At 61.5% G+C, this 24102-nt stretch carries 18 protein-coding genes; 5 read left to right on the top strand and 13 right to left on the bottom strand.

Annotated features, from left to right (window positions below; genetic code table 11):
- Positions 1-85: 85 nt before the first annotated feature.
- On the bottom strand, positions 86-1216 hold the full coding sequence (gene trpD / locus O148_RS0109125; protein ID WP_084157234.1) for an anthranilate phosphoribosyltransferase: 1131 nt from the start codon (positions 1214-1216) through the stop codon (positions 86-88).
- A 171-nt stretch (positions 1217-1387) separates the two neighbouring features.
- Here trpD and ctaE point away from each other — a divergent pair, with 171 nt between their 5' ends.
- The 4 genes from ctaE (at position 1388) to qcrB (ending at position 5674) form a co-directional block, all read left to right on the top strand.
- Positions 1388-2026 (top strand): aa3-type cytochrome oxidase subunit III, encoded by a 639-nt coding sequence (gene ctaE / locus O148_RS0109120; protein WP_035745645.1) that lies wholly within the window; start codon positions 1388-1390, stop codon positions 2024-2026.
- 72 nt (positions 2027-2098) lie between these two features.
- On the top strand, positions 2099-2902 hold the full coding sequence (gene qcrC / locus O148_RS0109115; RefSeq protein ID WP_026530659.1) for a cytochrome bc1 complex diheme cytochrome c subunit: 804 nt from the start codon (positions 2099-2101) through the stop codon (positions 2900-2902).
- A gap of 67 nt (positions 2903-2969) precedes the next feature.
- On the top strand, positions 2970-4004 hold the full coding sequence (gene qcrA, locus O148_RS0109110; RefSeq protein WP_026530658.1) for a cytochrome bc1 complex Rieske iron-sulfur subunit: 1035 nt from the start codon (positions 2970-2972) through the stop codon (positions 4002-4004).
- On the top strand, positions 4001-5674 hold the full coding sequence (qcrB, locus tag O148_RS0109105; RefSeq protein ID WP_026530657.1) for a cytochrome bc1 complex cytochrome b subunit: 1674 nt from the start codon (positions 4001-4003) through the stop codon (positions 5672-5674). Before qcrA ends, qcrB begins: the two co-directional genes overlap by 4 nt.
- A 148-nt stretch (positions 5675-5822) precedes the next feature.
- On the opposite strand, the gene O148_RS0109100 is transcribed toward qcrB, so the two are convergent.
- From O148_RS0109100 to O148_RS0109075, 6 genes are all read right to left on the bottom strand, one after another.
- Complete coding sequence (locus tag O148_RS0109100; RefSeq protein ID WP_026530656.1) at positions 5823-6593, bottom strand: GntR family transcriptional regulator; 771 nt, start codon at positions 6591-6593, stop codon at positions 5823-5825.
- Between the two features lie 241 nt (positions 6594-6834).
- Positions 6835-7236: a cytochrome c oxidase subunit 4 gene (locus tag O148_RS0109095; protein WP_026530655.1), complete on the bottom strand. Its 402-nt coding sequence runs from the start codon at positions 7234-7236 to the stop codon at positions 6835-6837.
- Positions 7233-8966: an aa3-type cytochrome oxidase subunit I gene (ctaD, locus tag O148_RS15865; RefSeq protein WP_084157233.1), complete on the bottom strand. Its 1734-nt coding sequence runs from the start codon at positions 8964-8966 to the stop codon at positions 7233-7235. Before ctaD ends, O148_RS0109095 begins: the two co-directional genes overlap by 4 nt.
- Positions 8963-9841, bottom strand: a complete 879-nt coding sequence (ctaC, locus tag O148_RS15860; protein WP_051620050.1) for an aa3-type cytochrome oxidase subunit II — start codon at positions 9839-9841, stop codon at positions 8963-8965. The genes ctaD and ctaC overlap by 4 nt, the downstream gene beginning before the upstream one ends.
- Positions 9842-10110: 269 nt before the next feature.
- The gene (gene erpA, locus O148_RS0109080; RefSeq protein WP_026530654.1) at positions 10111-10488 is read right to left on the bottom strand and encodes an iron-sulfur cluster insertion protein ErpA; all 378 of its coding nucleotides are present in this window, start codon (positions 10486-10488) and stop codon (positions 10111-10113) included.
- Positions 10489-10645: 157 nt separating this feature from the next.
- A complete protein-coding gene (locus tag O148_RS0109075) occupies positions 10646-12094 on the bottom strand; it encodes a dipeptidase (protein WP_084157232.1) in 1449 nt (482 codons plus the stop codon).
- A 134-nt stretch (positions 12095-12228) separates the two neighbouring features.
- On the opposite strand from O148_RS0109075, the gene O148_RS0109070 reads away from it, so the two are divergent.
- Positions 12229-12813, top strand: coding sequence for a DUF3043 domain-containing protein (locus O148_RS0109070; protein WP_026530652.1), 585 nt, complete (start codon positions 12229-12231; stop codon positions 12811-12813).
- 261 nt (positions 12814-13074) lie between these two features.
- Here O148_RS0109070 and pyk read toward each other — a convergent pair whose 3' ends face one another.
- The 6 genes from pyk to trpB form a co-directional block, all read right to left on the bottom strand.
- Entirely contained in the window at positions 13075-14586 is a 1512-nt protein-coding gene (pyk, locus tag O148_RS0109065) for a pyruvate kinase (protein ID WP_026530651.1), read from the bottom strand.
- 111 nt (positions 14587-14697) lie between these two features.
- Complete coding sequence (locus tag O148_RS0109060) at positions 14698-16155, bottom strand: glutamate synthase subunit beta (RefSeq protein ID WP_026530650.1); 1458 nt, start codon at positions 16153-16155, stop codon at positions 14698-14700.
- Positions 16148-20737, bottom strand: coding sequence for a glutamate synthase large subunit (gene gltB, locus O148_RS0109055; protein WP_026530649.1), 4590 nt, complete (start codon positions 20735-20737; stop codon positions 16148-16150). Before gltB ends, O148_RS0109060 begins: the two co-directional genes overlap by 8 nt.
- A 300-nt stretch (positions 20738-21037) precedes the next feature.
- On the bottom strand, positions 21038-22012 hold the full coding sequence (gene lgt, locus O148_RS15855; protein ID WP_084157241.1) for a prolipoprotein diacylglyceryl transferase: 975 nt from the start codon (positions 22010-22012) through the stop codon (positions 21038-21040).
- An 8-nt stretch (positions 22013-22020) separates the two neighbouring features.
- Positions 22021-22833 carry a tryptophan synthase subunit alpha gene (trpA, locus tag O148_RS0109045; protein WP_051620048.1) on the bottom strand — a complete coding sequence of 271 codons (813 nt, stop codon included), beginning with the start codon at positions 22831-22833 and terminating at the stop codon, positions 22021-22023.
- On the bottom strand, positions 22830-24098 hold the full coding sequence (trpB, locus tag O148_RS15850) for a tryptophan synthase subunit beta (RefSeq protein ID WP_035745642.1): 1269 nt from the start codon (positions 24096-24098) through the stop codon (positions 22830-22832). Before trpB ends, trpA begins: the two co-directional genes overlap by 4 nt.
- Between the last annotated feature and the right edge of the window lie 4 nt (positions 24099-24102).

Here is a 24102-nt window from a genome sequence, read left to right as displayed (position 1 = left end):
GCGCCTTGGTGAGGTACGACGGCGGTGCCTCGCCTTCTTAAGGCAAGGCACCGCCGTCGTCCCTCAGGAAAAATTTTTCTGCAGCCTAGTCGCGTGGGCCGCTCACCCGTTGCGAAAAGTCGATCCACCGGTTGAGGGCGGCTTGCGCGCTCCCGTTGTCCACGGCTTCTTGTGCCGCGGCAAACCCTTCGCGTAAGCGCTCCAACAACGGGGGCTGCTCCCCCGGGTCCACCGCGCTGTAGCGCGCGGCGGCTATACCGGCGCCCGCGTTCAGCAGCACGGCATCGCGGACGGGCCCGGGCTTCCCGGCCAGAAAATCGCGTACGATCCCCGCGTTGTGTACCGCGTCCTTGCCGCGCAGGGCATCCACGCTCACCACGTCGAGGCCAAAATCGGTCGGTGAAATCTCGTGGACGCTGACCCGGGCGCCGGAGACATCCCACACTGTGGTGCCTCCGCTAGTTGTGATTTTGTCGCGGCCATCGACGCCGCGGACCACGAACCCGTGCGAGGACCGGGCGGCAAGCACCTCGGCTAAGAGCGGCGCCATGCGCTCGTTTGCGCATCCGATCATGTTTGCGCGCACCCGCGCCGGATTAGTTAACGGTCCCAGAATATTGAATGCGGTGGGGATTCCAAGTTCGCGTCGCGGGACTGCCGCATGCCGCATCGAGGGATGAAAAACTTGCGCAAAACAGAAGGTGATCCCGGCTTCGCGCGCGGATTGAGCCACTTGTTCCGGTGTCAGCTTCAGGTTGACGCCCAGCGCCTCGATCACATCCGCCGCCCCGGCCGAGGAGGACGCTCCCCTATTGCCGTGCTTTACCACGGTAATGCCGGCACCGGCCGCCACGAGGGAGGACATGGTGGAGATGTTCACCGTCTCCAAGCCGTCGCCGCCGGTCCCCACAATGTCAAGGGTGACCCCGTCGACCGAAATCGGCTGCGCGTTGGCAAGCATGGCGTCGGCAAGGCCGCGAATCTCATCGGCGGACTCCCCCTTGGCGCGCAAAGCCACCAAGAGACCGGCGATCTGCACCGGGGTGCGCTCCCCCTGCATGATCAAATCCATGGCCCACGCGGTATCCGCCGCGGACAGGGAATCGCCCGCGACAAGTGCGGAAAGCAGGCCCTTCCACTTTCGATCCGTCTCGTCAAGACTCGTGGGACGTGGCGAGGTCGACGGTGCAACCGGTTGATCTGGGGAAACACTCACGCCATAGATCCTAGCGAGTAGTTCTGCGTCCGACTCGCCGAGCGTGTCATTGTGGGCAATCTCGCAAGTTCTTTGCCCTCACCCCCGCAAATTCGCAACTCTGTAGAAAAACTTTGCAAGTTAGGCCAGGTTACGTTGGGAGAATCGGCGATTTGTGACCATAATGTCTATGTGACCACTGCTTCTCTCGCATCTAACAACACACAGCACCCGGTCGTAAATCGACCGAACATGGTCTCGGTTGGCACGGTCGTATGGCTGTCCAGCGAACTCATGTTCTTCGCCGGGCTGTTCGCCATGTACTTCACCCTGCGTTCTTCTGTGCCCGGAGTGTGGGCGGAAAACGCCAGCAAACTGGACATTCCCTTTGCGCTGACCAACACCATCATCCTGGTTCTCAGTTCGGTGACCTGCCAGTTTGGTGTTTTCGCTGCCGAAGATATGCGCCCGCGCCGCCAGGGCTCCATTTTCAACATTGCCAAATGGGGCATGATCGAGTGGTTTGCGCTGACCTTCGTCATGGGCTCGATCTTCGTTGCCGGCCAGGTGTGGGAGTACGCGAATCTCGTGTCGGAGGGCATCACACTCTCCAGCAACGCCTACGGTTCTGCCTTCTACATGACCACCGGATTCCACGGTCTGCACGTGATCGGCGGCCTCATTGCGTTCTTGTTGATCATTGGTCGCGCGTTTATGGCGAAGGTTTTTGGGCACTTCGAGTCCACCTCCGCCGTCGTGGTTTCTTATTACTGGCACTTTGTCGACGTGGTGTGGATTGGCCTGTTTGTGGTCATCTACCTTCTGCGTTAGTCGAAGGGGCGCCCCTGAACCGGGGCACAAGATTTATCCGATTGAAGAATATTTAGAGAAGGAACAGCTTTCGTGAAGAAGCTTTCACAATTCAGGCGGCATCCGCTCGCCGCACTGGCGCTGTTGGTGCTGGCGCTCGTGGTGACCGGGGGTGTGTACGCGGTTGTCAGCAATGCGAACGTGGCCCAGGCTTCTACCACGTCGGCCAGCGACATTGAAGAAGGCCAAAAGCTCTTCCTCGCCAATTGCGCTACCTGCCACGGTTTGAACGCCCAGGGCGGCCCGGCCGCCGACGGTAAGACCAGCGGCCCGTCCCTCATTGGTGTGGGTGCGGCCTCTGTTGACTTCCAGGTGGGAACCGGCCGTATGCCCATGCAGATGCAGGGCCCGCAAGCGCGTAAAAAACCCAAGATGTTCAACGACGAGCAAACCAAACAGCTTGCCGCCTATGTGGCTTCTCTTGGCACCGGACCAGCAATTCCGGAACAGCAATATTTGGATGTGTCCAAGGGTGATCCGGCCAAGGGTGGCGAGATTTTCCGCGTGAACTGCGCCATGTGCCACAACGCCGCAGCCGCTGGTGGCGCATTGACGCAAGGTAAGTTTGCGCCCGGACTGGATGGGGTGTCCGGCAAGCATATTTATGAGGCAATGGTCACCGGCCCGCAAAACATGCCGGTGTTCAATGACGCCAACATCACTCCGGAGAACAAGCGCGATGTCATCGCCTTCTTGAAGACCATTGAATCTCAGGGCAGCCCGGGCGGATTCAACCTTGGTTCGCTCGGCCCGGTGTCTGAAGGTCTGTTTATTTGGGTCTTCGGTCTGACCGCGGTGATTGGTTTCACCATCTGGTTGACGCGCCGTTCTTCGTAGGAACATTCAGGAATCATCACAGTGAAAACTTGCACAATATTGAGTACACAGAAGGGTCAGGGGGCACATGAACGCGCATAGTTCTGGAACCCCGGAAAACTCGGGGGCCGTGACCAAGGCGCCCCAGGGTGATCTGGACACATTTGAAGATCCGGGTTTGCCCCCGCACCGCCCGCGTCTGGCGGATAAGAGCCCGAAAGCGGCTCGACGCGCTGAGCGCCAAGTGGCATGGCTGTTTATTGGCTCCTTTATTGGTTCGGCGATCTTCTTCTACGCCTACTTCTTCATTCGCCTGGATGCCACGATCGGTACCCTGCGCGTACAGAACCTGTTCCTCGGTCTCGGTACCGCTCTGGCCATGCTCGGCATTGGCGTGGGCGTGGTGCACTGGGCAAAAACCCTGATGCCCGATCACGAAATCGTGGAAGACCGTCACGAACTGCGCCCGGAGTCCGATCGCGAGGACGCCGAAAAGATCATGAACCAGATTCTGGACGAGTCCGGGATTAAGCGCCGTCCGCTGATTCGCAACACCCTGATCGCCGCTGGCGTCGCCTCCGTGGTCCCCGCGGTCATCCTTTTCCGCGACTTGGGCCCGCTGCCCGGAGACGCCTTGCGCCACACCATGTGGGATGAGGGCGTTCGCCTTACCCGCGATCCCGACGGCACCCCGATCCGCGCCGCGGACGTGACCATTGGTTCGGCATACCACGTCATCCCGGAGGGCTTGAACGAGTCCGATGACAAGTTGGAAGAAAAAGCCAAATCCGTTGTCCTCTTGATGCGTTTGAACCCGGCGGACTTGAACCCGTCCCCTGGGCGTGAAGACTGGGCGTACAACGGCATTGTCGCCTACTCCAAGATCTGCACCCACGTGGGTTGCCCGGTGGCACTCTATGAGCAACAAACTCACCACCTGCTGTGCCCCTGCCACCAGTCCACCTTTGACCTGACCCAAGAATGCAAGGTCATCTTCGGGCCCGCAGCGCACGCACTCCCACAGTTGCCGATCACCGTGGACAACGAGGGTTACCTCGTGGCACGCAGCGACTTCCAAGAACCCGTTGGACCGAGCTACTGGGATCGAGGCGATTCTAAATGAGCACCAGCGTCGCACCTGACGACACTTTCGAACCCCAGACCCGTGTGGGCCGCATCGCCAACTTTGTCGATAGCCGCACCGGCGGTTCCAAGCTCGTCAAAGAATTCGGTCGGAAGATTTTCCCCGATCACTGGTCCTTCATGTTTGGCGAAGTAGCGCTGTACTGCTTCATCATCTTGTTGCTCTCCGGTACCTTCCTGACGTTCTTCTTCGACCCGTCGATGGCAGAAACGCACTACGAAGGCGTTTATACCCCGCTCAAGGGCATTGAGATGTCCGTGGCGATGCAGTCCACCCTGGACATCAGCTTCGAGGTCCGTGGCGGCCTCTTCATGCGCCAGGTACACCACTGGGCCGCGCTCTTGTTTGTCGCCGCGGTGTCGGTGCACATGCTCCGCGTGTTCTTCACCGGCGCGTTCCGCCGCCCACGCGAGCTGAACTGGCTCGTCGGGTGCATCCTGGTCATCTTGGCCATGGCGGCCGGCTTCACCGGCTACTCTCTCCCCGATGATTTGCTCTCCGGCAACGGCCTGCGCATCATCGACGGCGTGATCAAAGCCATCCCGTTTGTGGGCGAATACATCAGCTTCTTCCTCTTTGGCGGCGAGTTCCCGGGAACCCAGATCATTGGGCGCCTGTACATGTTGCACATTCTGCTCATCCCGGCGCTGATCCTGTTGCTGATCGCGATCCACCTCTTCTTGGTGGTCACGCACAAGCACACCCAGTTCCCCGGCCCGGGCCGCACCAATGACAACGTGGTCGGCTACCCCGTCGGTCCTGTGTACGCGGCCAAGGCCGGTGGCTTCTTCTTCATCGTCTTCGGCGTCGTGGCGCTGATTGCGGCATTTTTCCAAATCAACCCGGTCTGGAATTACGGCCCGTATGACCCGTCACCGGTGTCCGCTGGTACACAGCCTGACTGGTATATCGGCTGGGTTGACGGCGCGCTCCGGCTCATGCCCGGCCCCGGTTGGGAATGGGTGCTCTTCGGACAGTGGACGCTCTCCCTGAACGTACTCCTGCCGGCCCTGGGACCCGTGATTCTGCTCTTCGGCCTCATGTTCTCCTGGCCGTGGATCGAACGCTGGATCACCAAGGACAACCGCGAGCACAACCTGCTGGACCGTCCGCGCAACGCGCCGTTCCGCACGGGTGTGGGCGTCGCTGGCGTCATCTTCTACTGCACGCTATGGGCGGCGGCAAGCTCCGACTTGATCGCCACGCACTTCCAGGTGTCCCTGAATGATGTCACCATTTGGCTCCGCTTCCTGCTCTTCATCGGCCCCGTGGTCGGCTTCATTGTCGCCCGCCGCATCGCCCTCGCGCTGCAGCGCAAAGACCGCGAGATTGTGCTCCACGGTCGCGAAACCGGACGCATTGTCCGCTTGCCGCACGGCGAGTTCATCGAGGTCCACGAGCCGATCGACAAGTACAAGCGCTACGCCCTGGTGTCCTACAACTCGCCCGAGTACATCCCGGCGCAACCGGATAAGGCAGGGCATGTCTCCGGCAAGGAGAAGCGCCGGGCCTGGCTCTCCCGCTTCTTCTTCGAGGACCGTGTTGCCCCGGTAACTCCGGCCGAGTTGGAGGCCGCTCACGGCGACCACCACGATGACGAACTTGCCGCCGCAAGCGATAGCACGCAAAAGCAAGTCGGCGAACACTAAAGGTTCGCTCGAGAAATCAAGGGTGGGGTGCCCGGCAATCAAGCCGGACGCCCCACCCTACTTTTCTCCGCGTGTAGCCGCGTGACACATCCGGTGATGATCGACGGCGATGAGTTGCCTTCTTAAGGCGAGTCACCGCCGTCGTGCTTCAGTGGGCGCTTCTCCCCCGGCCCGGGCGCTGTAGCGGCACCCAGATTTTGTATCGGTCGGCGCGGTAGTACGAGACGGAGAAATCGACCATGCGGCGTTTGACGTAGGCGTGGCGTTGGATTTTGAGCAGCGGGGCGCCGACATCGACCTTGAGCAGTGCGGCGTTGGTCTTGTCCGCGGAGGTTGCCTCGATGGCGTCCTCACCCCATTCCATGATGAGTCCGAAGCGTTCGCTGAGCTCTTGGTAGAGCTTTTTGGGCGGCTCCCCTGTGGCGAAGCCCGGGACAAGGTCGGCGCGAATGTAGTTTTCGTCCACGCTCATCGGCTCGCTGTCGGCCAGCAGTTGCCGTTTGAAGCGGACGACCGGATGTCCCTCGGGTACGTGAAGTTCCTGGGCGATGAACTGGCTGGCCGGGATCTCGCCGAAGCTCAGGACCTTCGCGTCCGGGACCATGCCGCGGCGCTGCATCTCCTCGCTATAGGAGGTCAATTGCACCTGGAGGTCCAGTTTGGGGTGCGCAACCAGGGTGCCGATGCCGACATTGCGCTCGATCAGGTTTGCCTCGACCAGCTCATCGAGCGCGTGCCGGACGGTCATCCTGGCGACGCCGAGGTGCGCGGCGAGGACGCGCTCTGATGGGAGCGCCGTGCCTGCGGGTGCCCCGTCTCGGATGATCTCTTCGAGCAGGGCGCGAATCACGACGCTTTTGGGGTCCCGGTCCGCGACGATGAGCGGGCTGGGCAGGCGGGCGAGGAAGTCGGTACTCATGGCTCTACAAGTCTAAGCGCGCCGCCCCCTCCCGCCACCTTCCCCACCCCCTCACTCACAATCGACTGTGCAGAACACGCACGCGACACGCCGTAAAAGTGTGCATTATCTGCACAGTCGATTTCGAGTGTGCGGCCTCGCGGGGCCATGACGTGATCACCGGAATCTGGTGGGTAGCGAAAAGGGGTGTCGGCGTCGCAATGAGCAACGCCAACACCCCTCGTATCGTAGAGAGTTGCGCTTAGTGAGCGTGATCTCCGCGTGAATACTCGAAGGTCCAACCCACCAGAGCGATCACACCGAAGACCACCGAGATCATCGAGATCCAGAAGCCAACGGCCAGCCCAAGGAACAGCCCGGCGCAGGAAGCGGCCATTACGATCGGCCACCAGCTCCACGGGCTAAAGTGCCCTTGCGGTCCAGCGCCTTCGGCGATGTCCCCGTCGAGACGGTCCTCCGGTCGAGGGCCCACGCGCTTTGCGGTGAGATTGAGGTAGAACCCGATCATCGCGGCGAGGCCGGCAACCAGGGCGATGCCCATAATGCCAACCCATTCGTTCCAGTTCGTCATGAAGCCATAGATAAAGACAACGGGAACAAAGAACGGCAATCCCAGGTAAAAGAGGCGAGCCTCAAACTTCACTTGCGTGCCCCTTTCAGATCTTCGAGGTTGCGGTCGGCGGTGTCACCCGAGGCCATCCAGGCGGCCGGATCCTGCCGCAACTCGGGATGGTGCAGATCCAGCGCGGGACGCTCGGAGCGAATACGCGGCATCGAGGTGAAGTTGTGGCGCGGCGGCGGGCAGGAAGTTGCCCACTCCAGCGAGCCGCCGAAGCCCCAGGGATCGTCGACGTTGACCTTCTTGCCCTTGCGCCAGGTGATGTACACGTTCCAGAAGAACGGGATCAGCGAGGCACCGAGCACAAAGGAGGAAATCGTGGAGAACTGGTTCATCCAGGTGATGTTGTCCTCTGGCAAGTAGTCTGCGTAACGGCGCGGCATGTTCATGACACCCAGCCAGTGCTGGATCAAGAAGGTGCCGTGGAAGCCAAGGAACAGCAACCAGAAGTGCACCTTGCCGAGGCGCTCGTTGAGCATCTTGCCGGTCCACTTTGGCCACCAGAAGTAGAATCCGGCGAACATCGCAAAGACCACGGTGCCAAAGACCACGTAGTGGAAGTGCGCCACCACGAAATACGTGTCAGAAACGTGGTAATCCAGCGGCGGCGCGGCCAAAATAATACCGGTCAGACCACCGAACAGGAAGGTCACCATAAAGCCGAGGGACCACAGCATCGGTGTCTCGAAGGTAATCGACCCTCGCCAGAGCGTCCCGATCCAGTTGAAGAATTTCACGCCGGTCGGCACCGCAATCAGCATGGTCATGAACGCGAAGAACGGCAACATGACCTGCCCGGTGACGTACATGTGGTGCGCCCACACGGTCACCGATAGCGCAGCGATGGCGATGGTGGCGTACACCAAGCCCTTGTAACCGAAGATCGGTTTGCGGCTAAAGACCGGGAAAATCTCCGAGACGATACCGAAGAACGGAAGCGCAATAATGTACACCTCGGGGTGCCCGAAGAACCAGAACAGGTGCTGCCAAAGTATGGCTCCGCCGTTTTCCGGATCGAAGAGATGTGCACCGAATTTGCGGTCGGCGCCCAGGCCGAAGAGTGCTGCGGCCAGCGGCGGGAACGCCATCAGGATCAACACCGAGGTGATCAGGGTGTTCCAGGTGAAGATCGGCATGCGCCACATGGTCATGCCTGGGGCGCGCATACAGATGATGGTGGTGATGAAGTTCACCGCGCCCAAAATGGTGCCGAAACCGGAGAGCGTCAGTCCGAAGACCCAGAGATCCCCACCGACGCCCGGCGAATAGTTCGAGTTGGAGAGCGGGGCGTATGCGAACCAGCCGAAGGAGGCGGCGCCCTGCGGAGTAATGAATCCGGAAACGGTGATGATCGCGCCGAAGAGGAAGAACCAGAAGGCCAAGGCATTCAAGCGCGGGAACGCCACATCCGGCGCCCCAATCTGCAGGGGCATGATCACATTCGCGAAGCCGGCAAACAGCGGGGTGGCGAACAACAGCAACATGATGGTGCCGTGCATCGTGAACAGCTGGTTGTACTGTTCCTTGGTCTGCAAGATGTTCATGCCCGGCTCAAACAGCTCGGCACGAATCAGCAGCGCCATCACGCCGCCGATGCAGAAGAAGGTGAAGGAGGAGATCAGGTACATGTACCCGATCGTCTTGTGGTCGGTGGAGGTGATCCAGTTGACGACGAGGCGTCCCTTGGAGCGCGGGACTTGGCGTTCCTCAAGCTCGGGCACCTCTGGTGCGGTGGGTTCAGCGTATGTGGTCACTTGCCTTCTTCTCCGCTCTCTTCTTTTGCCGCATCTTTGAGTTCGGCATTGGGATTGCGGTCATATTCCTGACCAATCTGTCCCTGACGCAGTGTCGTCATTTTTTGATCGAATTCTTCTTGGGATACCACGGCCACCCTAAAGAGCATTTCGGAGTGGTATTGCCCACACAGTTCGGCGCACTTACCTTCAAACACGCCCTCGCGCTGCGGAGTCAAGGTGATGTAGTTCGTTTTGAACGGGAACATATCGCGCTTTTGCAAGAACGCCGGAACCCAGAACGAGTGGATCACGTCGCGCGAATTCAGTTGAATTTCCACGCTCTTGTTCACCGGCAAGTACAGTACCGGCATGTCTTCAAGTTTGCCGGGCTGACCATCAAGGGTCGTCTGCTGGCCCGCGGAGTAGCGATCCTGTTTGACGTAGTTGAAGTCCCAGGACCATTGCTTTGCGCGGGCGTCCACAATGACGTCCGGGTTGTCCACGCGGGCGTCGATAGCGCGCTGGTCCTGATCGGTGAAGAAGAAGAGCACCAAGATCATCAGCAGCGGAACCGTCAAGTAAAACACTTCAAGCGGCAGGTTGTAGCTGACCTGCTTGGGGAATCCGGTGTCATTCTTGCGCCGGCGGTACGCCACGATGCACCAAATGATCAGACCCCACGTCAGAATGCCCACAGCGAGAGCAGCAATCCACGAGTTGACCCACAAATCAATAATGCGGTCTGTATTACTGGTTGTACCACGCTCGGTGGGTAGCCACCCGATTTGGGCCTGCTCTGTACATCCAGAAAGCGCCAGCGCGCCGAGCGCCAAGATCGCGGTGATCTTCAGGCTCTTAGTGCGCCGCCCTTTCGGGGGAACCTGTGAACTCACAGACGGACTTCCTCTTCTATTTTCGTGCGAGATGGGCACACAAAGTATGCGCCGCTAACCAGCTTACTTTGCATCCCCAAGTGTCTTCTACCTAGCGTAGAACATATTTGATGATCTTCCGTGATCGACACTACTCATCCTAACGCTCTGCTTCCGCCCAGGTCTGCCTAACTGGACGGGTTTTGCCCTCTTAAACGCGTGAGGCCCCCAGCAAATGTGGGGACCTCACGCGTTGTACCGTCCTTCAAAGAACGACGGCGATGCTCGCCTTAATGGAACGAGTCACCGCAAGCGCACGAACCTTGGGCGTTCGGGTTATCGATCGTGAAACCTTGCTTCTGAATCGTGTCTTCAAAGTCAATGGTGGCGCCGGCCAAGTAGGGGACGCTCATCTTGTCGACGATGACTTCCACGCCGTCGAAGTCGCGGACGGCATCGCCGTCGAGCATGCGCTCGTCAAAGTAGAGCTGGTAGATCAGACCGGAGCAACCGCCGGGTTGTACGGCGACGCGCAGACGCAGATCGGTGCGGCCCTCTTGCTCGAGCAGGCTACGCACCTTGCCAGCGGCGTTGTCGGTCAAGTCGATTTCATGGGTGGGAAGCTCGTCCGTGACGGGGGCTGCGCTTTCGCGAGTCTCGGTTGACATGGTGGTTTCCGTTCTCTTCGGGTGATCGTGCGCCTGTCATCCAGCCGGCGAGCCGGACAACACGCGCACTAGTTATTCTACGTGCTCATTCAAGGCAACGAGAGTGAACTGCGAGACATTCCCTGCCAGCGAACGCCGGTACCGGTTTTGTGCCGGCTTAGGCGGTGAGCGTCGCTTTATCGGTGGCGTTGAGTGAGGCGAGCATGAGCCCTTCTGCCGCGATGACCTTGACGAATTCGCCGAGGTGCAGCGACTCGTTGGCGCTGTGGGCGCGGCTGTCTGGGTCCTCGACGCCGGTGATGAGAATCTGCGCGTTCGGGTAGATTTCCACCAGATCGGCGATGAACGGGATGGAGCCGCCGATCCCGGTGGTGACCGCGTCGGTGCCCCAGGCTTGGCTGAGCGCCCAGAGCGCAGACTGCGCCGCGGGGGCATCGGTGTCGGTGACAAACGCGGTGCCCTGCTCCCCCGGAGTGAACGTGACCTTTGCGCCGAATGGGGCGTTCTTGCTCACATGCGCGGCGAGAGCATCCATGGCGGCCTGCGGTTCCTGTCCCGGGGCTAAACGGAGCGAGACTTTGAAGCGGGTGCGCGGGGAGATGGTGTTGGAGGCGACCGGCGTTGCGGTAGCGTCCATCCCGATCACCGAGAGCGCCGGCTTGCTCCAGAGTCGGGAAGACAGAGTCCCCTCCCCTGCCAGTTCTACGCCCTCCAAGACGGAGGCGTCCTTGCGGAGATCCGCCTCCGGGTATTCCAGCGGCGATTCTTCCGCGCTGACTAGCCCCTCGACGGCGACGTTTCCCGCCTCATCGTGGAAGGTCGCGATCAGGCGTGCCGCAAGGGTGAGCGAATCCAGCACAGGGCCGCCGAACATGCCGGAATGGATAGCGTGATCCAGAACCTGAACGTCAACGTACCCGTCCACGAGCCCGCGCAAGCTGGTGGTCAGTGCCGGGACCCCGATCTTCCAGTTGCCCGAGTCGGCAACGAGAATGACATCCGCTTCCAGTTCCTTGCGGTATTTCTCCAAGAACGAGCGGAAGGACGGAGAACCGGCCTCCTCTTCCCCCTCGAAGAAGAGCGTGATGCCGAGCCCAAAGTCCTCTCCCAAGATGTCTTGGGCGATCTTGATCGCGCTCAGGTGAGCGATAATCCCGGCCTTATCATCCGCGGTGCCGCGGCCGTAAAGCCGCTCACCGATTTCGGTGGCCTCAAATGGCGCGGTGTCCCACAGCGACTGTTCGCCTACCGGTTGCACATCATGGTGCGCGTACAAGAGGACGGTTGGCTTGCCTTCGGCTGATTGCTTTCGCGCCACCACGGCCGGGGCGCCTTGCTTGCCATCGGCATTGGCCGGGTCAATCGGCGCGGAAAGTATTTGAACGTCATCAAACCCGAGCGGCGCGACAAGCGCAGCGACGGCTTGCGCGCTGGCCTGAAGCTGCGCGGGGTCCATTCCCTCCCAGGCTATGGACGGGATGGCTACCAGCTCCTTCAGGTCCTTGACGGCGTTCGGGAAAACCTCCTCGGCGGCGCGGGTGAAAGCGGGAACCAGACCCTCGAGGTTGCTGGCGGCGGGCGAAGCGGCAGGTGTGTTCTCAGACATAGTGTGAAGACTATCCCAACGGCATGACACTCCCAATTGGAGCACTCCCGGCAGCACTCCCCGCAGTGCGACACCGAGACCAAGGCGCGGCGCGAGAGTGCACGGGGGCCGCAGAATTTCGGTATCCTTGTCTGGTGTTTGGACGCAATAAGAATTCTGATCAGGTAGAGGCGCTGCCCGAAGAGACGCCGGAGGACTCATCCCCGAAGCCGGGCAAGGGCGCTCCCACGCCCAAGCGCAAGGATCAGGAGGCGGCCCGCAAGCGTCCGCTGGTTCCCAATGACCGCAAGGCTGCCCGCCAGGCGGAGAAGCAAGCCGTGATGGAGCAGCGCGCCAAGGTACGGCAGGCGCTGAACACCGGTGAAGAAAAATACCTCCCCGTCCGCGATCGCGGCGACCGCCGCCGGTACATTCGCGACTTTGTCGACGCCCGCACCTCGGTTGGCGAATTTTTCATGTACGCCGCGTTGTTGGTGGTACTGCTCAGCTTCTTCAACACGCTGGAAACCCGGATTATCTCGTTTTTCGGGTTCTTTGTGATCTTCGGTCTGATCGTTCTAGACGCCATCTGGTTGCGGTTTCAACTCAAAAAACGACTCACCGCCAAGTTCGGCGGCCTGGAGCGCGGCGACACGATGTACGCCATTACCCGCTCGATCCAAATTCGGCGCTTGCGCCTGCCCAAGCCGCTGGTCAAGCGCGGCCAATACCCCGCCTAGTTTCCCGTCTATGTAGCGCGAAATACGCGTTTTTCGCGTATTTCCGGTAATTGGCGCTACATAGATGAGTGGCGGCGGGCACCAAGGTGCCCGGTTGCGCTCTGGCAAGGAACGACGGCGGTGACTCACCTACTTAAGGCAAGGCACCGCCGTCGTGCTTCAGTGGGAGTTCAGAATTCCCCCATCCACTCATCTATGTAGCGCGACACGCCGAGGAAAACGGATCTTCCTCGGCGTGTCGCGCTACATAGACGGGAGGGGTTAGATCGGCTTGACCTTGATCTTCGTCTTGAGCGGCCACGGACCAACCTTTTCGCGCTTGCGTTCGGTCACGTGCCCGTCAACGAGTTCGCCGGCGTCGGCAACGTCACCCACCAGGTGGGCCTTCAACAGGTTGGTGGAACCGGCTTGGCCCGGAGGCGATCCGGCTGCAATGACCACCATGTCATCCACCTGGGCGAGATCGTTCTCGAGCAGGTACTTATCCACCTGCTTGGTCATCTCGTCCGTGTGGGTCACGGTCTCCACCAAGCGGGGTTGGACACCCCAGAGCAGGGTGAGACAGTTGCGGGTAGCGACCACCGGGGTGAACGCGAAGACCGGCTTGAGCGGGCGCAGACGGGCCAGGCGGCGTGCCGAATCCCCGGACTGCGTGAAGGTGCAAATGTATTTGGCATCCAGCTGATCCGCGATCACCACCGCGGCGCGGGTGATCGCCCCACCGCGGGTCTTGGGCTGCGAACCGAGCGGCGGTACGCGGTCCAGACCGTGCTCCTCGGTGGACTCGATAATCTTGGCCATGGTTTCCACCGTGACGATCGGGTACTTGCCGACGCTGGTTTCGCCGGAGAGCATGACGGCATCGGCGCCGTCCAGGACCGCATTGGCGCAATCGGATGCTTCGGCGCGGGTCGGGCGCGGGTTTTCAATCATGGACTCGAGAACCTGGGTGGCCACAATCACCGGCTTGGCCCAGCGGCGGGCGAGTTCGATGGCGCGCTTTTGCACCACCGGCACTTCCTCGAGCGGAAGCTCCACCCCAAGATCGCCGCGTGCCACCATGATGGCGTCAAACGCGTCGATGATTTCGGCGAGGTTCTCCACCGCTTGCGGCTTTTCGACTTTGGCGATGACCGGGGCGCGGCGGCCCTCCTCGTCCATGATTTCGTGGACGCGGGTAATGTCATCGGCGCTGCGCACAAACGAGAGCGCCACCATATCCACGCCGATGCGCAGGGCCCAGCGGAGGTCTTCCTCGTCCTTTTCGCTCAGCGCAGGGACGTTCACGGCGACACCGGGAAGGTTAATGCCCTTGTTGTTCGAGATGGGTCCGCCGACAACCACCTCGGTCACGACGATGTTCTCGTTGACCTCGATGGCCCGAAGAACCACTTTGCCATCATCGATGAGCAGGGTGTCCCCTACCGCAACGTCCTGGGGCAGGCCCTTGAAGGTGGTCGAGCTGATCTTCTCGTTGCCGAGGATGTCATCGGTGGTGATAGTGAAGATGTCACCGTTCGCCAGAGCGTACGGGCCGTTTTCGAAGCGGCCCAGACGGATCTTGGGTCCTTGCAGATCGGCGAAGATGCCCACTTCGGTGCCGAGTTCATCGGCGGCGCGGCGCACGTTTTCATAGGTTTGCTGGTGCACCGAGTGGTCGCCGTGACTCATGTTCATGCGAGCCACGTTGACACCGGCCCGGATCACGGCCACGGTGTTTTCATAGCTGGCGATGGCCGGCCCGAAGGTCGCCACGATTTTTGCGCGTCTCATCTACCCTTACTTTCCTTGGAATTGAACACTTCTCAAATCTGTAGGGCTCCATCGCCCTGACGCTCACGTCTAACCCTACCGATTTTCACGTCCGAGGGCATCGCTCAAGCGCTACAGCACCTCGATGGCCCGGTCGGTGGGCGCGACCGGTGCGGGGAGCGTGGTTGAGCCCATGAGCCACTGATCGACAGCGGCCGCGCAGGCCCGCCCTTCGGCAATGGCCCAGACAATCAACGATTGGCCGCGTCCGGCGTCTCCGGCGACGAAAACTCCGGGCGTCGCGCTCATGTAGTCCCGGTCCCGCTCCAGGTTGCCACGAGCATCGAATGCGGCATTGACCTGTTCGCGCATGCCGCTTTCTTCTGGGCCGGTGAATCCGAGGGCGAGCAACACGAGGTCTGCCGGGATGATGCGTTCGGTGCCCTCCTTGGGCACGCGCGTGCCGTCGCGGTATTCCGTTTCGGCGACCTTGAGGCCGGTGACTCTACCGTTCTCGCCGATGAACTCCACGGTAGAGGCCAGGTAGGTGCGCTCCCCGCCCTCCTCATGGGCGCTGGCCACCTCGAAGAGCGTCGGGAACATGGGCCACGGCTGGTGGCCGGGGCGTTCGCTCGGCGGCTGCTTGCCGATCGCCAAGGTGGTCACCGATGCCGCACGGTGTCGGTGCGCCGTGCCGATGCAGTCGGCCCCGGTGTCGCCGCCACCCAGGATCACCACGTGCTTATCGGTCCCCAGGATTTGATCTGGCACCTCTTCCCCGGCAACCGCCCGGTTCGATTGCACCAGGTAATCCATGGCGAAGTGCACACCGTCCAGGTCGCGGCCAGGGATGGGCAGGTCGCGGGGCACTGTGGCGCCGGTAGCAACCACCACGGCGTCGAAACCGCGCCGCAACTGGGCCCAACTGATGTCCTGACCGATATTCACGCCGGTCCGGAACCTGGTCCCCTCCTGACGCATTTGCTCTAAACGGCGCTCAAGCTGGGACTTCTCCATCTTGAAGTCCGGGATGCCGTAGCGCAGCAATCCGCCGACCTTGTCATCGCGTTCAAAGACCGCAACCGTGTGACCGGCGCGCGTAAGTTGTTGGGCAACCGCGAGTCCGGCGGGCCCCGAACCCACAACCGCAATGGTCTTATCGGTGTGCCGCACCGGCGCCTGCGGTTCAACCCAACCATTATCGAAGGCCTCATCGATGATGGAGACCTCAATTTGCTTAATGGTCACGGCCGGTTGGTTGATGCCCAAAACGCACGAACTTTCGCACGGTGCCGGGCAAAGCCTCCCGGTGAATTCGGGAAAGTTATTGGTGGCGTGTAACCGCTCGATCGCCTCGCGTCCTTGGCCGCGCCAGGTCAGATCATTCCATTCGGGAATGAGGTTGCCGAGCGGGCAACCCTGATGGCAGAACGGTATACCGCAATCCATGCACCGGCCCGCTTGCGACTTGAGCGTTCCGGCCTCCTGCGCCTCATACACTTCTTTCCAGTCCATGATGCGCACCGGGACAGGGCGGCGCGGTTGCGTCACCCGTTCACGTACTTTCAAAAATCCTTTGGGATCAGCCACCTGTCACCTCCAAAATTCGATTCCATACTTCTTCGCCATCGGGATCAAGTCCTTCCAGTTCGGCTTCCTGGCGGACATCCAGAACGGTGGCGTAGTTGCGCGGCAGCACCTTGGTGAACCGGCGTTGCGCGCTCGCCCAGTCCGTCAAAAGCGCTTGGGCCACCGGCGACTGGGTTTCTTCCACGTGTTTGGTCAAGAGCGCGCTGAGAATATCAACGTCTTCGCCGTCCAGTTCCTGCAGCAGAAGTTCGCCATTGGCCAGGGCTTCTTTGTTGATGCGATCGGTTTTCAGGTCGAGCACATAGGCGGTGCCTCCGGACATGCCCGCACCGAAATTCCGGCCGGTCCGGCCCAGGATGAGTGCCTGGCCGCCGGTCATGTATTCGCAACCGTGATCGCCAATACCCTCGACCACGGCCGTGGCGCCGGAGTTGCGGACAAGGAACCGTTCCCCGACCACCCCGCGCAGGAACATTTCTCCGCTTGTGGCACCGTAGCCGATCACGTTCCCGGCGATCACCGAGGATTCGGCCGGGAAGTGGTTCTCGCGTTGCGGCCGCACCGAAATATGGCCGCCGGAAAGGCCCTTGCCCACATAGTCGTTCGCGTCGCCAAAGAGCCGCAGGGTGATGCCTTGGGGTAAGAAGGCGCCCAGGGATTGCCCCGCTTGACCGGTCAGCGTGATATCAATCGTCCCGGCCGGCAACGGGTCGGCGCCAAACCGGCGGGTCACCTCGTGCCCGAGCATGGTTCCGACGGCGCGGTCGGTGTTGACCACATCCATGGCAATGCGCACTGGCGCCCGCGCCTCAAGCGCTTCCGCACTGAGTTCAATCAGCGGTACGTCAAAGTGCTTATCCAGGTCATGGTTTTGCCCCACCTGGTTTTTGACCGGCGCCTCGGGATCGAACTCCTCGCCGCGCAAAATGGGTTCCAGGTTCAGCCCATCCGCCTTCCAGTGGGCGATCGCCCGCTCCACATCCAGCACTTCGCGGTGGCCGATCGCCTCATCCAAGCTGCGGAAACCCAGCGCCGCCAGGTGTTCGCGCACCTCCTCGGCGATGAACTCGAAGAAGTTCACCACAAATTCGGGTTTGCCGCTAAAGCGCTGACGCAATTCCGGGTTTTGCGTTGCCACACCGACCGGACAGGTGTCCAAGTGGCACACACGCATCATGATGCACCCGGACACTACCAGCGGGGCGGTGGCGAAACCATATTCCTCCGCGCCGAGCAGCGCCGCTATCACCACATCGCGGCCGGTCTTCATTTGCCCGTCGACCTGGACGACCACGCGATCGCGCAACCCGTTGAGCATCAGCGTTTGCTGCGCCTCGGCCAGCCCGATTTCCCAGGGCGCACCGGCGTGCTTGAGGGAATTCATGGGGCTGGCTCCGGTGCCTCCGTCATGGCCGGAGATAAGTACGACGTCGGCACGCGCCTTGGTCACGCCGCTCGCCACCGTGCCCACACCCACTTCGGAGACCAGTTTCACGTGCACACGGGCCGAGGGGTTTGCCCGCTTGAGATCATAAATGAGCTGAGCAAGATCCTCGATCGAGTAAATATCGTGGTGCGGCGGCGGCGAAATGAGACCCACTCCCGGGGTGGAGTGCCGGGTTCTGGCGACCCACGGGTACACCTTTTGGGCCATGAGCTGGCCACCCTCCCCCGGTTTGGCGCCCTGTGCCATCTTGATTTGGATGTCGTCGGCATGAGTCAAGTACATGCTGGTAACACCGAAACGACCCGAGGCCACCTGTTTGATGGCCGAGCGCCGCTCCGGGTCCAGCAGGCGCGCAACATCTTCGCCGCCTTCCCCGGTGTTGGACTTGGCGCCCAGCCGATTCATGGCAATCGCCAGGGTCTCATGCGCTTCTTGGGAAATGGACCCGTAGCTCATGGCGCCGGTGGAGAACCTCTTGACGATCTCGGAGACCGGTTCCACCTCGTCGATCGAAATAGGTTCCCGGGAACCGTTAAAGGCCAGCAGTCCGCGCAAGGTCATGAGGCTTTCGGCCTGGTTGTCGATCGCGGCGGTGTACGCCTTGAAAATGTCATACCGGCGTTCGCGAGTCGAATGCTGCAAACGGAATACCGTCTCCGGGTTGAACAGGTGCGGGGGTCCTTCTCGGCGCCACTGATACTCCCCGCCGGTTTCCAGTTCTCGCTGCGGGGTCACCGCGCCGTCTTCGGGATAGGCCATGCGGTGTCGCGCCGCGGTTTCGGCGGCGATCACCGATAGCCCTACACCGCCCAGTTGCGACTGTGTGCCGTGAAAGTATTCGTCCACGAGTTCTTGAGACAGCCCGAGGGCTTCAAAGGTTTGTGCGCCGCAGTATGAGGCGACCGTGGAGATGCCCATCTTGGACATGATCTTCAGGACGCCCTTGCCAAGTCCCTTCATGAGGTTGGCGACCGCCTTGGGTGCGTCCACGCCGCTCACGTCGCCGTTACGCACCAGATCCTCGACCGTTTCCATAGCCAAGTACGGATTGACGGCGCTGGCCCCGTAGCCGATGAGCGCGGCCACATGGTGCACCTCTCGCACCTCGCCGGATTCGACGATCAGCGAGGTTTTGGTGCGGGTAGCGCTCTTGAGCAGGTGGTGGTGCACCGCACTGGTCAGCAACAAGGACGGGATGGGCGCCCACTGGGCGTTCGTGTCCCGGTCGGACAAGATGATGAACTGGACGCCGCGGTTGACCGCCGCAGAGACTTTCTCACAGATCTCAGCGATGCGGGCCCGGAGCGCCGCTTCGCCGCCGTCCGGCCGGTACAGGCCGCGAACCTTGATGGTGAGCTTTTCGAAGTTCTCATTGCTGATGGCCGCAATTTTGGCGAGCTGATCGTTGTCGATGACCGGATATGGCAAATTCACGTGCCGCGTCTTGACCTGATCTTCTTGCAAAATATTGCCGTCCGGGCCAATGGAGAGCGCCATCGAGGTGACAAGTTCTTCTCTGATGGCGTCCAGCGGCGGGTTGGTCACTTGCGCGAAGGACTGCACAAAGTAGTCGAAGAGCAGTCGCGGGCGCTCGGACAGCACCGCGACCGGGGCATCGGTGCCCATGGCACCCAGCGGTTCCGCACCGGTGCGCGCCATGGGTGCGATGAGCATGCGCACCTCTTCGTTGGTGTACCCGAAGGTGCGTTGGCGCAGGTTGACCGAGGCGGAGGTGTGGTTGACGTGCTCGCGATCGGGCAGGTCCCCAAGGTCGATCTGGTTTTCGGCAACCCACTGCTTCCAGGGCTTGGCCGACGCCAACTCTGCCTTGATCTCCTGATCGTCAATGAGCCTGCCGTCTTGGGTGTCGACGAGGAACATCTTCCCAGGGGCGACCCGGCCCTTTTTGACGATCTTTTCCGGTGCGACCTCAACGACCCCGACTTCCGAGGCCAACACGACGAGTCCGTCTTCGGTGACCCAGTACCGCGCCGGGCGCAAACCGTTGCGATCCAATACCGCACCGACAAAACGACCATCCGTGAAGGACACCGCGGCGGGACCGTCCCAGGGCTCCATGAGCATGGAGTGGTAGCGGTAAAAGGCCCGGCGTTCCGGGTCCATTTGCTCATTGTTCTCCCATGCCTCCGGGATCATCATCATGATGGAGTGCATGATGGATCGCCCCGAGAGGGTCAGCAGCTCGAGCACCTCGTCAAAGGAGGCAGAGTCGGAGGCCGCCGGTGTGCAGATCGGGAACAGCTCTTCTGGGTCCTCCCCCAGTAGCGGGCTGGCCAATTGTGATTGGCGGGCGCGCATCCAGTTGCGGTTGCCTTTGACCGTGTTGATCTCACCGTTGTGCGCCACATTGCGGAACGGTTGCGCCAGCGGCCAGGACGGGAAAGTGTTCGTAGAGAAGCGAGAGTGCACGATGGCAAGCTTCGTCTTGAACAGCGGATCGGAAAGGTCTGGGTAAAACGGTTCCAACTGGGCGGTTGTCAACATGCCCTTGTACACCATGGTGCGCGAGGAGAGCGAGGGGAAGTAAATGCCGAACTTGTTTTGCGCGCGCTTCCGCACCCGGTACGATCGGCGCTCGAGCTCCAATGTGTCCTGTTCCCCATCGGTGGGCGCCAGGAAAGCTTGCTCGAAAAATGGCATGCAGGCCCGGGACATCGGCCCGATCATGTGGTCATACACCGGGACTTCACGCCAACCCAAAACCTGCAGGTTTTCCTCGGCTGCCAGCTCGGTAAACCCCTGGCGGGCGTAGTCCCGCTCGGCTGCGTTCTCCGGCAAGAAGGCCGTGCCCACAATGTATTGGCCCTCGCGCGGCAGATCGAATGGCGTCTTGGCTCGGAAGAATTCGTCGGGTACCTGCGTGAGGAGACCTGCACCGTCACCGGTGCCCTCATCCGCGCCGACGGCTCCGCGATGTTCCAATCGGCGCAATGCGTGGAGTGCGTGGTTCACGATATCGTGCCCGGGCTCGCCGCGCAGGGTCGCGATCATGGCCAGACCGCAGGCGTCTTTTTCATTCTCCGGCGAGTACAGCCCGTAGCCCTCGGGAAGGCGGGCGAAGCGGTGGAACGGGGAGATGACGGCGGAAGATTCAGGCTGAGCTGAGAGTGCCATTAAGAGTCCTTCCCATGAATGGAGCTGTAGGAAGGGGACAACATTGGCCCCAGGTACGCTGACCCGCGGGTTCTACAGAAGTGTTAGGTGGTTCACATTCTAATGCAGGTAGCGGGCATGAACTGCGTGCGCTGTGACAGGGTGGAAACATTCCTGTGACAATCACACCAGGTGCCACTACTCCGTGGCGGAATCGCGGTGGTTGTCACCGGCATTCGAGGACTCGCCGTGTTGAGGCGAACTGCGTGAGCGCGGTTGATGCGCCACGTTCACACAGGTTCCCGCGATCGTAGCACGGTCTCAAGAAGTGGGATCGCTCTTGTCCACTTTCTGAGACGCGGTGACCCCGGTACCAACGGAACTTTCGGCACTGTGGCGGGCATCGCCGTCGTTCATCTGGGCGTCTTCGGTCTCCGGCTGAGGCTCCCGCCCAGGCAACCAAATGGAGTAGTCCGGGTGTTTGCGCGCACGGACGCACAGCCACACGAAGATCGCGAGGGACGCGAGGAAGACCACGATGGATACCCAGACGTTAATGCGGGTGGTGATGCCGAAGAGCGTGACCTGCTCGGCTTCATCGATGCGGATCATTTCGATCCAGAGGCGGCCGAAGGTGTAAATCGTGGCGTAAAGCCAGAAGGTGCGTCCGCCGTCCAGCCGGAATCGCTTGTCGAGAGCGAGGATGGCGAGGGCGCCAAGGAGGTTCCAGATGCTCTCGTAAAGAAATGTGGGGTGGAACAGCGTGTCTGGCTGGTAACCGGCGGGAAAGTTGCCGCTGGCCGGGTCCACGCGCAGGCCCCAGGGCAGATCGGTGGGACCACCAAAAAGTTCTTGGTTGAACCAGTTGCCCCAGCGGCCAATCGCCTGGGCGATGAGCACTCCGGGGGCTGCCGCATCGGCGAACGCGCTGAGTTTCACACCCGCCTGCCGACACCCGATCCACGCACCGACGGCGCCCAATGCCACGGCACCCCAAATTCCCAGGCCGCCATTCCATATCTCAATGATTTTTGCCGGATCCCCGTTCGGGCCGAAATAGGCGTCCGGGGAGCTAAAGACGTGGTAGAGCCGTCCGCCGATGATGCCGAAAGGGATGGCCCAGATAGCGATATCCCAGACCGCCCCGTCCGGCCCGCCGCGCGCCTTCCAACGGCGGATGGTGAGCCACATGGCCACCACGATGCCGAGTAGGATACATAGGGCGTAGGCGCGAATGTTGAGCGGGCCGATTTCAAAGCCGCTCCAAGGCGGCGGGGGGAATTCCGTGGGGACCATGAGGCTCATTATTTGTGCACTCCCTGGGAGAGTTCTGAGACAAGTTGCGCGACGGCGTTCGCTCCTCCGTCGCGTAAGGCGGCGACGAGCGCGGTGCCGACGATGACACCGTCGGCGTAACGGGCGATTTCCGCGGCCTGTTCCGGGGTGGACACGCCGATACCGACGCAGACGCGCTCGGCGCCTGCCTCGCGTGTGCGTTGCACCACCGATTCGGCCTGATGGGAAACCTCGCTGCGGGCACCGGTGACTCCCATGAGAGAGACGCCGTACACGAATCCGCGCGAACTCTTTGCCACGAGAGCGAGCCGCTCCGGTGTCGAGGTTGGGGCGGCCAGAAAAATGCGGTCGAGGCCGTATTTGTCGCTGGCTTCGATCCACTCGGCGGCTTCATCCGGGATGAGATCCGGGGTGATGAGCCCGGCTCCCCCGGCGTCGGCAAGACGCTTGGCGAAGGTGTCCACGCCCATGCGCAGCACGGGGTTCCAATAGGTCATGATCACGACTGCGGCATCGGTGTTGTCGGTGATGGCGCGCACGACATCGAAGGCTTGGCTCACGTGGAAGCCGTTGGCCAGCGCGAGACTCGTGGCTTCTTGGATGACGGGCCCGTCCATGACCGGGTCCGAGTACGGGATGCCGATCTCGATAATGTCGCAACCGTTTTGCGCCAGCGCGATGCCCGCGTCAATGGATTCTTGCAGGGTGGGGTAGCCCGCGGGAAGGTAGCCGATCAGTGCGGCGCGGCCTTCGGCGGCGGCGGCGTCGATTTTCTGCGCCGTGGTGACGCGCGGTCCGGGCTGTGTCAGGGATTCGCTCATGCTCCGCCCTTCGCTTCCTCTTCGCTCAGGATGCCGAACCACGTTGCGGCGGTGGCTACGTCCTTATCGCCGCGACCGGAGAGTGAGACCACGATGATCTTCTCTCCCACGGTATCCGGGGATTCTTCGGCCCAACGCCGTCCCACTTTTTGTGCGCCGGCGAGGGCGTGAGCGGACTCGATCGCCGGGATGATGCCCTCGGTTTCGCTCAGCAGTTTGAACGCGTCCATCGCCTCGGTGTCGGTAATGGGTTCATAGGCGACCCGGCCGATTTCGGCCAGATGCGCGTGCTCCGGCCCCACACTGGGGTAGTCCAGGCCCGCAGAAATCGAGTGCGACTCAATGGTTTGGCCGTCCTCATCCTGCATCAAATAGGAACGGGCCCCGTGTAATACTCCCGATCGTCCCAGGGTGATCGCGGCGGCATGCCGACCTGTTTCTACCCCGTCGCCACCGGCTTCCAAACCGTAGAGCGCGACCTCGGGATCATCCAGGAATGCGTGGAAAATTCCGATGGCGTTGGAGCCGCCGCCCACGCAGGCGGTGACGGCGTCGGGAAGCGAACCCGTTTGCGCCAGGATCTGTTGGCGGGCCTCGTTGCCAATGACCTCGTGGAAGAAGCGCACCATCGCCGGGAACGGGTGCGCTCCTGCGGCGGTACCCAAGAGATAGTGGGTATTCTCCACATTCGCGACCCAGTCGCGGAGCGCATCATTAATGGCGTCCTTGAGCGTTTGCGAGCCGTTGGTCACCGGGATCACTTCGGCGCCGAGCAGTTTCATACGCGCCACGTTCAGGGCTTGGCGCCGTGTGTCTTCGGCGCCCATGTACACCACGCAGTCCAGTCCAAGCAACGCCGCCGCCGTAGCCGTCGCCACGCCGTGCTGTCCGGCTCCGGTTTCAGCGATCACCCGGGTCTTGCCCATGCGTTGAGCCAGAAGGGCCTGGCCCAGAACATTGTTGATCTTGTGCGAGCCGGTGTGGTTCAAGTCTTCACGTTTGAGGAAGACGCGAGCCCCGCCGGCGTGCGCGGAAAAGCGCTTCGCCTCGGTCAACAGCGAGGGGCGGCCCGCGTAGTTGGCCAGCAAGTCCTTGAAGCGATCCACAAAGTCCGGGTCGAGGCGCGCCTTGTCGAAGGTCTCCTCGAGCTCATCCAGCGCCGCGATGAGCGATTCGGGCATCCAGCGCCCGCCGAAATTGCCGAAGTAGGGGCCGGATTGGTCTTTGAGCGGAGCGCTTGGAGCGCTTGGCGCGCCCGTGCCCATTTCC

The sequence above is a fragment of the Haematomicrobium sanguinis DSM 21259 genome (assembly GCF_000688395.1).
Classification (GTDB): domain Bacteria; phylum Actinomycetota; class Actinomycetes; order Actinomycetales; family Micrococcaceae; genus Haematomicrobium; species Haematomicrobium sanguinis.
The sequence above is the reverse complement of the archived record's forward strand: the minus strand, read 5'-3'. Positions and strand labels throughout refer to the sequence as shown.

What these genes read in the sequence shown, in the direction of transcription:
- qcrA (WP_026530658.1), top strand. Translation starts at nt 2,970, where the DNA reads ATGAACGCGCATAGTTCTGGAACCCCGGAAAACTCGGGGGCCGTGACC.
- qcrB (WP_026530657.1), top strand. Translation starts at nt 4,001, where the DNA reads ATGAGCACCAGCGTCGCACCTGACGACACTTTCGAACCCCAGACCCGT.
- O148_RS0109100 (WP_026530656.1), bottom strand. Translation starts at nt 6,593, where the DNA reads ATGAGTACCGACTTCCTCGCCCGCCTGCCCAGCCCGCTCATCGTCGCG.
- erpA (WP_026530654.1), bottom strand. Translation starts at nt 10,488, where the DNA reads ATGTCAACCGAGACTCGCGAAAGCGCAGCCCCCGTCACGGACGAGCTT.
- O148_RS0109075 (WP_084157232.1), bottom strand. Translation starts at nt 12,094, where the DNA reads ATGTCTGAGAACACACCTGCCGCTTCGCCCGCCGCCAGCAACCTCGAG.
- pyk (WP_026530651.1), bottom strand. Translation starts at nt 14,586, where the DNA reads ATGAGACGCGCAAAAATCGTGGCGACCTTCGGGCCGGCCATCGCCAGC.
- gltB (WP_026530649.1), bottom strand. Translation starts at nt 20,737, where the DNA reads ATGGCACTCTCAGCTCAGCCTGAATCTTCCGCCGTCATCTCCCCGTTC.
- lgt (WP_084157241.1), bottom strand. Translation starts at nt 22,012, where the DNA reads ATGGTCCCCACGGAATTCCCCCCGCCGCCTTGGAGCGGCTTTGAAATC.
- trpA (WP_051620048.1), bottom strand. Translation starts at nt 22,833, where the DNA reads ATGAGCGAATCCCTGACACAGCCCGGACCGCGCGTCACCACGGCGCAG.
- trpB (WP_035745642.1), bottom strand. Translation starts at nt 24,098, where the DNA reads ATGGGCACGGGCGCGCCAAGCGCTCCAAGCGCTCCGCTCAAAGACCAA.